Here is a 669-nt window from a genome sequence, read left to right on the forward strand (position 1 = left end):
AAATCTGTTCCAGACAGATTTGTCACTCATTTGCCGCCTTCCTGCAACTCGAATTATTTAAGGTATAAAAAGTTGGAAGGGCGCGGCGTAATCCACAGTGCCACTCACGCCTTCAAAATGGTTATCGGAAAGCGGGTACATCTGGAAGGCATCGTCGCTATCGGGCCAGCGGCAACATAACTGCTGCTCCCGGGCAGGCACAAAGCCAAAACGGGCATAATAAGCGGGAGAGCCGAGCACCACCACGGCGGTGTAGCCAAACTCGTTTAACGCATCCAGCCCTTCGTAAACCAGTTTTTCCCCCCACCCTTGACGGCGCAGCGTTTCATCCACCGCCAGCGGCCCCAAAGCGACCCACTGCCGGTCTACCTCTGCGATGGTTACCGGGCTAAAAGCAACGTATCCCATCACCACGCCTTCGTCATCCGTCGCGACAACGCCAAGCGTTAACAGCCCGTCTTCCCGCAGTTGATGAACCAGCTCAGCCTCTGCCGAGGTGGGAAACGCACGACGCAGCAACGCATCAATACCCGCTGCATCTACCGGAATTTCCACCCGTACTAACATGTGGTGGGTGCGCGATCGTCAGCGTGCATCGCGCCCTCGTGTAATCCCGCCTCAATAAAATCGGCCAAACGCAGCAGGCCAATACGCAACGGCGCTGGCATG

Annotated in this window: 1 protein-coding gene and 1 pseudogene; both read right to left on the minus strand. The window is 56.5% G+C overall.

The window, feature by feature from the left end:
* Positions 1 to 57: 57 nt before the first annotated feature.
* The gene (locus J5224_RS33235) at positions 58 to 567 is read right to left on the minus strand and encodes a GNAT family N-acetyltransferase (RefSeq protein ID WP_264629158.1); all 510 of its coding nucleotides are present in this window, start codon (positions 565 to 567) and stop codon (positions 58 to 60) included.
* Positions 561 to 669 (minus strand): annotated as a pseudogene (locus J5224_RS36040) (SCP2 domain-containing protein); the annotation flags it as partial. The gene J5224_RS33235 and the pseudogene J5224_RS36040, both read right to left, overlap by 7 nt.

It is taken from the genome of Candidatus Symbiopectobacterium sp. NZEC135, assembly GCF_025962695.1.